This is a genomic window from Actinoplanes sp. NPDC024001 (genome assembly GCF_040638955.1).
In the GTDB taxonomy this organism is placed as follows: domain Bacteria; phylum Actinomycetota; class Actinomycetes; order Mycobacteriales; family Micromonosporaceae; genus Actinoplanes.
Window position 1 is genome coordinate 39763 of sequence record NZ_JBEZZB010000075.1, and the last position, 8299, is coordinate 48061.

9 protein-coding genes, 1 tRNA gene, 1 other RNA gene and 1 pseudogene are annotated in these 8299 nt (G+C 69.3%); 6 read left to right on the forward strand and 6 right to left on the reverse strand.

Annotated features, from left to right (window positions below; all coding sequences use genetic code 11):
* The first annotated feature begins 11 nt into the window (after positions 1 to 11).
* The 5 genes from pilM to AB0F81_RS27365 all read left to right on the forward strand — a co-directional run bounded on the left by pilM (position 12) and on the right by AB0F81_RS27365 (position 3916).
* Positions 12 to 1037: a type IV pilus assembly protein PilM gene (gene pilM / locus AB0F81_RS27345; protein ID WP_360201707.1), complete on the forward strand. Its 1026-nt coding sequence runs from the start codon at positions 12 to 14 to the stop codon at positions 1035 to 1037.
* On the forward strand, positions 1034 to 1726 hold the full coding sequence (locus AB0F81_RS27350; protein WP_360201709.1) for a PilN domain-containing protein: 693 nt from the start codon (positions 1034 to 1036) through the stop codon (positions 1724 to 1726). The genes pilM and AB0F81_RS27350 overlap by 4 nt, the downstream gene beginning before the upstream one ends.
* Complete coding sequence (pilO, locus tag AB0F81_RS27355; RefSeq protein ID WP_360201710.1) at positions 1726 to 2301, forward strand: type 4a pilus biogenesis protein PilO; 576 nt, start codon at positions 1726 to 1728, stop codon at positions 2299 to 2301. Before AB0F81_RS27350 ends, pilO begins: the two co-directional genes overlap by 1 nt.
* A 132-nt stretch (positions 2302 to 2433) precedes the next feature.
* Positions 2434 to 2823 (forward strand): response regulator, encoded by a 390-nt coding sequence (locus AB0F81_RS27360; RefSeq protein ID WP_360201712.1) that lies wholly within the window; start codon positions 2434 to 2436, stop codon positions 2821 to 2823.
* Between the two features lie 100 nt (positions 2824 to 2923).
* Positions 2924 to 3916 (forward strand): endonuclease/exonuclease/phosphatase family protein, encoded by a 993-nt coding sequence (locus tag AB0F81_RS27365; protein ID WP_360201713.1) that lies wholly within the window; start codon positions 2924 to 2926, stop codon positions 3914 to 3916.
* Positions 3917 to 4120: 204 nt separating this feature from the next.
* On the opposite strand, the gene AB0F81_RS27370 is transcribed toward AB0F81_RS27365, so the two are convergent.
* Both AB0F81_RS27370 and AB0F81_RS27375 read right to left on the reverse strand, forming a co-directional pair.
* Positions 4121 to 4193, reverse strand: a tRNA-Ala gene (locus AB0F81_RS27370).
* Between the two features lie 79 nt (positions 4194 to 4272).
* Positions 4273 to 4873 (reverse strand): annotated as a pseudogene (locus AB0F81_RS27375) (YqgE/AlgH family protein).
* 71 nt (positions 4874 to 4944) lie between these two features.
* Here AB0F81_RS27375 and AB0F81_RS27380 point away from each other — a divergent pair.
* The gene (locus AB0F81_RS27380) at positions 4945 to 5751 is read left to right on the forward strand and encodes an S-methyl-5'-thioadenosine phosphorylase (protein ID WP_360201714.1); all 807 of its coding nucleotides are present in this window, start codon (positions 4945 to 4947) and stop codon (positions 5749 to 5751) included.
* A 266-nt stretch (positions 5752 to 6017) separates the two neighbouring features.
* Here the strand turns inward: AB0F81_RS27380 and ssrA are convergent.
* The 4 genes from ssrA to AB0F81_RS27400 form a co-directional block, all read right to left on the reverse strand.
* Positions 6018 to 6395: a transfer-messenger RNA gene (ssrA, locus tag AB0F81_RS27385) on the reverse strand.
* A 25-nt stretch (positions 6396 to 6420) separates the two neighbouring features.
* The gene (locus tag AB0F81_RS27390) at positions 6421 to 7131 is read right to left on the reverse strand and encodes a cellulose binding domain-containing protein (RefSeq protein ID WP_360201716.1); all 711 of its coding nucleotides are present in this window, start codon (positions 7129 to 7131) and stop codon (positions 6421 to 6423) included.
* Positions 7132 to 7220: 89 nt separating this feature from the next.
* A complete protein-coding gene (gene smpB, locus AB0F81_RS27395; protein WP_360201718.1) occupies positions 7221 to 7697 on the reverse strand; it encodes an SsrA-binding protein SmpB in 477 nt (158 codons plus the stop codon).
* 21 nt (positions 7698 to 7718) lie between these two features.
* The coding region (locus tag AB0F81_RS27400) for a M23 family metallopeptidase (protein WP_360201719.1) at positions 7719 to 8299 on the reverse strand (581 nt) is incomplete at its 5' end.

Consider the following 8299-nt stretch of genomic DNA (forward strand, 5'->3'; position numbering starts at 1 on the left):
AAGGAAGACCGATGGCTGGCACACCGCCGATCGGGCTGGACATCGGCTCGTCCTCCATTCGAGCCGTAGAGGTCCGCCGCAGCAAGGACGACTACACCCTGATCAACTTCGGCCAGTTCCCGCTGGTCCCCGGCACCGTCACGGCCGGCGTGGTGCACGACCCGGGCGCGGTGACCGCCGCGCTCAAGCAGCTCTGGGCCTCCTCCAAGTTCGGCAGCAAGCGGGTCACGCTCGGCGTCACCAACCCGCAGCTGGTGGTCCGCGAGATGTCGGTCGCCAACCTGCCGGCCAACCAGATGCGCCAGGCGCTGCCGTTCCAGGTCAAGGAGCAACTGCCGCTCGCGGTGGAGAAGTCGCTGCTGGACTTCTACCCGCTGGAGCAGCCCGGTGAGAACCCGACCGTGCGCGGCCTGCTGGTCGCGATGCCGAAGGAGGCCGTGATCGGCCTGGTACAGGCGGTCGAGAAGGCCGGGCTGCACGTCGCCGGCGTCGACCTCGCCTCGTTCGCCCTGCTGCGCGCCGCCTCCCGGCTGGACGCCCAGGTCGAGGCGATCGTCGACATCGGCGCCAACATCACCAGCGTGGTGGTGCACGCCGACGGCGAGCCGCTCTTCGTGCGGACCCTGCCCCGCGGCGGCTCGGAGATCACCGAGAGCATCGCCACCCGGCTCGGCATCAGCACCATCGAGGCGGAGACGCTGAAGTGCCGGTTCGGCCTGCACGGCGACGGCAACCCGGACACCGTCGCCGCGCTCACCGACGCGGTCCGCCCGCTCGCCGCCGAGCTGCGCAGCTCGTTCACCTACCTCGCCTCCGGCGAGCGGCAGAAGCAGGTCACCCGGGTCTCGCTCTGCGGCGGCAGCGCGCTCATGCCCGGCCTCGCCCAGCACCTGCAGGCCGAACTCGGCGTCGCGGTGATGTACGCGGACAACTCGGTCCGCCTGCGCGAGACCCGGCGCGCCCGGGAACGCGGATTCGACAGTTTCGTGCCGTCGGCCGCGGTGTCGATCGGCCTCACCCTGGGAGCGTCCCGATGACCACGGCTCTGATGCCCCTGGACCCGACGGTCTCGCCGCAGCAGGCGGCCCGGGTGCTCACCATCCGCGCCGACCTGCTGCCGCCGGAGATCCGGGACGGCCGGCGGGCCCGCCGGACCCGCAGCTTCGTGCTGATCAGCCTGGTGCTGGTGCTGGCCGGGCTCGGAAGCTGGTACGCGATGGCCACCGCCGCCAAGAACGACGCCGAGAAGGCCTACAACCAGACCCTCGAACAGCTCGCCACGGTGCAGAACCAGCAGAAGAAGGACAAGAACGTCCAGAAGATGGTCGCGGTGAAGCAGGGCAACACCGCGCTCGAGAAGGAGCTGAAGGCGCTGCTCGGCCAGGACATGTCCTGGGCGAACCTGCTGGACCTGGTTCGCAAGACCGGCACCGACGCGAGCGTGACGGTCAACGAGATCAGCGGCGGCCTGACCGCGGACTCCACGGGCGCGAACGCCACGTCCGGGGCGATCGGCTCCCTGAACGTCTCCGGGACCGCGGACAACAAGAAGGAGGTCGCCGAGTACGTCGAGGCGCTCGGCAAGCTGACCTTCCTGTCCGACCCGTTCGTGAACAGCGTGACCGACGGTGACGACGGCAAGGTCACCTTCGCCCTCACCGTGACCATCACGGACGAGGGACTGTGCGGCCGCTTCACCGCCGAGTGCGAGAGCGAGGGCAAGTGATGACCGCACGCCGTATCGACCAGATCTGGCTCTTCGGCGGGCTCGCCCTGATCGCGCTGCTCATCGCCGGCGGCTGGTTCATGCTGATCAGCCCGCAGTACGCCGCCGAGGCCAAGGCCCAGACGGACACCGAGGACACCACGATCCAGCTGACCAAGGCGAAGAACGGCTTCCAGGCGCTCCAGAAGGAGACCGCGAAGCTCGACGAGTACACCGCGCAGCTCGCCGAATACCAGGCGGCGCTGCCGGTGGCCAGCAAGACCAACGGCATCCCGGACTTCCTGAAGCAGCTGCAGAGCATGGGCGTCAAGCTGGACGTCGAGGTCAGCGGCTACAGCGCCTCCGCGGCGGAGACCTCCAAGGAGGTGAGCGCGGTGAGCACGCTGCCGATCACCCTGAACGTCGAGGGCAACGTGGAGAAGGTCAGCAAGTTCGTCAGGCAGCTGCAGACCGTCCAGCCCCGGGCCGTGCTGATCGACACCGGCAACCTCTCGGTCAACGCGGACGACGTGGCCAGCCTGTCGCTGTCGCTCAACGCGTACGTCACCTCCACCGAGACCGAGAAGATCAGCTGAACCACCGCACGCGGCCGGGCCCGGAAAGGGCCCGGCCGCTGCCGTTGGCGCTCCCCCGCCGCAACCGAACGACAATGTTCGGGCGCACGCCGGTGCCGATCAGTCGGGTGACCCCGCAAAGGAGAGCACCCGATGAACCAGAACCTGATCCTCATCGCTGACGACGACAGCGACGTCCGCGACATGCTCTCGGTCACGCTCGAAGCAGCCGGCTACCGGGCGGTCGGGGTGAAGGACGGCCAGAGCGCCGCCCGCATCCTCACCGTCGCCAAGCCGGTCGGGCTGATCACCGACGTCCGCATGCCGGCGATGAACGGCATGGAGCTGTGCCAGCTGGCCCGCAACACCCCGGCCACCCGCGACATGGCGATCCTGATGGTCTCCGGCAACAGCCACGCCTACGACGTCGACGCCGGTCTGATCTCCGGGGCGGACGGTTACCTGTCCAAGCCGCTGTCGCCGCGCCGCCTGGTCGCCGAGCTGGAGTCGCTGATCAGCCGCCGCGCGGCTGCTCCTTCCTGACGGTTCCGCCGGGTGATGTGCAGATCACCCGGCCCACGGGCTGAATCGTCTGTCCAAGATGGCATGATGCCGAAACGATCTTGGACGACGAGGAGTTTCGATGCAACTGTTCAAACGGGCCGCGGTCGCCGCGGCCACCATGCTGCTGGCTGTGGGCGCCGCCGCCGTACCGGGCGCTCCGGCCTCAGCGGCGGTGAACGCCACCTACAAGATCTGGGTGTGGAACATCGCCGGGGCGAAGATGCACTTCGGCAGCACGACCAACGGCCTGATCGACGCGGCGGCTTCGTCGATCATGAACCGGGACGCGGACTTCGTCGCCCTCAACGAGATCTGTGAAGGGCAGTACCACGCCCTGATCGCCCGGCTGCGGGAACTCAACTACCCGGCCGACGAGAGCAACTTCGCCCGTTTCACCGCGAGCAACAACGCGGTGGACCGCTGCGCACCCGGCGACGCCACCCAGCCCGGCGGCAACGCCGTCTTCAGCCGGTTCCCGCTGAACGGCGCTCAGCGCTGGACTCTGCCCAGCGACACCAGCGCCGAGCAGCGCAACCTCACCTGCGTCTCGCCGACGGCCCAGCCGAAAGCGCACTTCTGCACCACGCACATCACCACGAACAACAACACGGCGCCGAACGGCAACAAGTACAACGCGAACCAGCTCGACTTCGTGCTCGGCAAGATGGAGGCCTTCCACAGCGCCGGCGACACCGCCATCATCGGCGGCGACTTCAACGCCCAGCCGCACTACCCCCGCCTCAACAACTGGTACTCGTCGAGCCTGAACGTGGCGAACAACAACGCCAACACCGGCGCCTACCGCGAGCTGGACGACAACGACTCCGGCAACTGCCTCGGCTACGGCGAGTGGACCGCCACCGGCACCCCCGGCGCACCCCCGCCCTGCGGCGGCTCCGCCAAGATCGACCTCATTTTCGCCCGCCAGAGCCGCCTGGTCGGCGCCTACAGCGGCGACTCGCTGAGCATCTCCACCGCCTGCTCCGGCATCCCCGCGACCGCGGACTACCCGGCCGGCTCCTGCTCCGACCACCGCATCGTCATCGGCCAGGCCACCGTCTCCATCGGCTGACCTCTCGCTGAGCGCGGCCACCCGGCCGCGCTCAGCAAGCCCAGACGCGAAGCCGCCAGGCGCGCCCAGACGCGAAGCCGCCACCGGGCCGCCAGGCGCGCCCACCGTAACGCGGCGTCTCCGGGGGCTCGGCCCCCGGAGCAAAATGACGAGGGCGACCGGCGTCCGCGCTTTCCGCGGACACAGGTCGCCCATTCGTACTCGTGGAGCTGAGGGGACTCGAACCCCTGACCCCCACACTGCCAGTGTGGTGCGCTACCAGCTGCGCCACAGCCCCTTGCCTGCGTCCCCGGCGGTTTCCCCCCGGGCACGCTGGAAATATTACACACCCTCCGGAGGGCGCCTGCGGGGGCCCCTCAGTTGAGCGAGACGTCCGGCGGGAAGTGGGCGACAGCAGCCAGGATGTCGCCCTGGCGGCGCAGCACCATGGCCCACAGGTCGTCGGGCCGCTCCACGAACGGGTCGCCGGGCAGGGCGTCGAAGACGAACCAGGAGCCGGCCGCTATCTCCTCCTCCAACTGGCCGGCCGACCAGCCGGAGTAACCGGCGAAGACCCGGATGCCAGCCACGTTGTCGCGCATGCGGTCCGGGTCGACGGACAGGTCCAGGGTGCCGAGCGACCCGCTGACCGGATGAAAACCGGACAGCCGCTTTTTCACCTCGGGCCGGGTCCGGGCCAGGCAGATCGCCGACTCGGGCTGCACCGGGCCGCCTTCGAAGAGGACGGCCGGATCACCGGCGAGTTCCCCCCCAGTTGCCGAGCACCTCGGAGACCGGAACCTCGGTCGCCCGGTTGAGGACGACGCCGAGGGCGCCGCCGGTCTCGTGGGCGACCAGCAACACGACCGTACGGTCGAAGTTCGGATCTTTGAGGGTGGGCGTGGCAACGAGCAGCTGACCGGTCATCGACTCCACCGACCGGCCTCCGATCCGCTGCCCCTCACCGAACACGTGCATACCGCCGTCCGCTCGACGTAGCCATGCCTCGCACATTAGCCTGCGTTTCCGGCCACCGATAAGGTCTGGACATGAACCCGCCACCTACGGCAGCAGAGATCGGCGTCATCGGCGGGTCGGGGCTGTACGCGCTCCTCGACCACGCCACGGAACTCGAGGTGGACACGCCCTACGGCGCCCCCTCAGACAAGATCACCGTTGCCGACGTGGGCGGCCGCCGGGTGGCTTTCCTGCCCCGGCACGGGCGCGATCATCGCTTCCCGCCGCACAAGATCCCGTACCGTGCCAACCTTTGGGCGTTGCGCTCGCTCGGGGTACGCCAGATCCTCGCCCCGTGCGCGGTCGGCGGGCTCCGTCCCGAGCTGGGCCCCGGCACCTTCGTGGTGCCGGACCAGTTGATCGATCGCACCAGCGGCCGGGTGCAGACGTTCTACGACTCGGGCGCCGTGCACGTCTCCTTCGCCGACCCCTACTGCCCGGTGGGCCGGGCCGCGGTGCTGGATTCCGCCACCCGGGTGAACGCGGTCGACGGCGGCACCATGGTCGTCGTCGAGGGCCCGCGCTTCTCCACCCGCGCCGAATCCCGCTGGTTCACCGCGATCGGCGGCACGATCGTCAACATGACCGGCCACCCCGAGGCCGTGCTGGCCCGCGAGCTGGCCCTCTGCTACACCGCGATCGCCCTGGTGACCGACTTGGACGCCGGCGTCGAGGGCGACCACGGCGTCACCCAGGAGGAGGTCTTCAAGGTCTTCGCCGAAAACACCGAACGCCTCCGCGGCGTCCTCCTCGACGCGGTGACCAAACTCCCCACCGACCGCCCCTGCCCGTGCGGCGACGCCCTGGCCGGCATCAAACTCCCCTTCGACCTGCCGTAGCCACACGACCACGAGGCCTCGCAACAGTCTCCTTATCGGAGGAGGCTCATCACCTCGAGCACACTTCGAGAGCCCTCACCGGAGCCAGCCGATGCGGACAGCGAGCCCTGAGGTGTCCACGGCACCAGGACGCGTTGAAGCTGGGGCCCGGCCGGGTCTGGTCAGCGCGCGCACCGCACCGTGGGGTTTCCGGGGGCTCGGCCCCCGGAGCAGACATGACGAGGGGCCCCGGTCCGCGCTTTCCGCGGACACGGGGCCCCTGCCTCTCGTGGAGGTGCCGGGAATCGAACCCGGGTCCTTCGTTGCTTCGTCAGGGCTTCTCCGAGCGCAGCTCACTGTGCCTCTACTCGGCCCTACCAATCACGTGAGCGAGTTGGTATGACAGGCCCAGTCGTGTTTGATCTCGCCGCACGGTCCTCACGACTAGGACCGCTTGGCCAGCCTTCTAGCTGATGCCGACAGACCGGGTCGAAGGCGACCCCGGGTCGACAGACTTGCTACTTACCTCAGGCGGCAAGAGCGAAGTCAGCGCGGGAGTTATCCTTGGCGCTTATAAGTTTCCGACGACCGATTCTCGAGACGACGTCGGCTTCCTCGGCTCGCTTCCCCTGTCTCCACCTACGAAGTCGAAACCAGTCACCCCCTGGTATGTGTCACAGCCCGGCAATCTTATCCCACCGAGCAGGTGCCGCCCACCACGGTACAACCGGTCGCCCGCGAGCTGTCGTCGTCGTCCTTGGCGGCCTGGAAGCCGGCGGTGATCGACGAGCCGGGGGCGAGGCTGCCGCCGCGGATGGTGACCTGGTTGCCGCCGGCGCTGACCTCGGCGTTCCAGTCGCCGCGGATCTCCAGGTCGGTGCCGGAGGCGTAGGTGATGGTCACGGTGAAGCTCTGCGCCACCGAGCCTTTGTTGACGACCCGCACGCCGGCGGTGAAGCCGTCCCGCCAGGACGAGCCGGTCGCGTAGGTGGCCTGCAGACCGGCCGGCGTCGCCGAGGTCCGCGACGGACTCGGCGACGTGGGAGCGGGCACCGAGACGGACGGCTGCGGCGACTTCGACTTCTTCGGTTTGCGGGAGGCCGACGGCGAGGGCGACGCTGACGGGGACGCCGACGCGGATGAGGACCGCGAGGGCGACGGCGACGCCGAGCTGGGCGACGGCGTCACCGAAGTGGCTTCCGGAAGCGGGCTCTCGACGGCCTGCAGATCAGTCTCAGCGGGAGCGGGAGCGGACGGCTGGACGATCACCGGCGCGTCGTCGGCGACGGCCGGTCCCCCGGCGCGCACGGCGATCCAGCCGACGAGGACCACCAGGATCGCGGCGCCGAGGCCGAGTACGAGACGTGCCGTGGTGAACTGACGGGCGGAGTGCTTGGGCAACGGCCGGGTCTCCTCGCGACAGGATTGATCGACGGAGCGGGACGGACGACAGTAGAAAGATCTACAGCCCTGGCGGGGCAGAATACCCGTCAGTCGCGGCCCTTGGCACGGCGGCCCAGGGCCCTGTTGATCTCCCGCTGCGCGTCCCGGCTGGCCAGGTCCTGACGCTTGTCGTAGGCCTTCTTGCCCTTGGCGACGCCAAGCTCGACCTTCGCGTAACCGTTCTCGAAGTAGACCGAGAGCGGGACGAGGGTGATGCCCTCGTCGCGGAGCTTGCCCATCATCTTGTGGATCTCTTCACGGTGCAGCAGCAGTTTGCGCGGACGGCGCGGCTCGTGGTTGGTCCACGTGCCCTGCGTGTACTCCGGGATGTGCATGCCGTGCAGGTAGATCTCACCGTTCTTCTCGTGGCCGAAAGCGTCGACCAGCGAGGCGCGCCCCGCGCGCAGCGATTTCACCTCGGTGCCGGTGAGCACCATGCCCGCCTCATACGTATCGAGGATGGCGTAGTCGTGGCGTGCCTTGCGGTTGGAGGCTACGAGCTTGCGCCCCTGTTCGCGTGGCATGCCCCAAGCGTACCTGGAGACTCAGCAGAGGCAGCCGGGGAGGTAGTTGAGCGGGTTGCGCGGCACCCCGGCGAAGCGGGTCTCGAAATGCAGGTGCGCGCCGGTGGAGGCGCCGGTGTTGCCGACCCGGCCGATCACCTCGCCGCGGCGGACGTGTTCGCCGACCCGCACGTAGATCCGGGACTGGTGGCCGTAACAGCTCGTGAAGCCGTGTCCACCGAGGCGGCCGTGGTTGATGCAGGTGTAGCGGCCGTAGCCACCGTTCCAGCCGGCCTGGATGACCCGGCCGGAGGCGGCGGCCCGGATCGGGGTGCCCGAGCCGGCCGCGAAGTCGGTGCCGGCGTGCAGCTGCCAGACCCGGTAGTAGGGGTCGTAACGGTGGCCGAAGTCGCTGCTCTTCCAGCCACGGACGGGCATGGTGAGCCGCCCGCCGCCGTACTGTGTGGTGTTGCCGTTCTTGGCGTCCCAGCCGCGCAGCGTGGCCTGGACGCGCCGCTCGGCGGCGACAGCCGCCCGGTATTGCGCGAGGACCGTGCTGCGCTGGGCCTCGGCGGCCTGGAGCGCGGTGCGCCGGGCGGCGACGAGGCCGGCGAGGGCCGCGC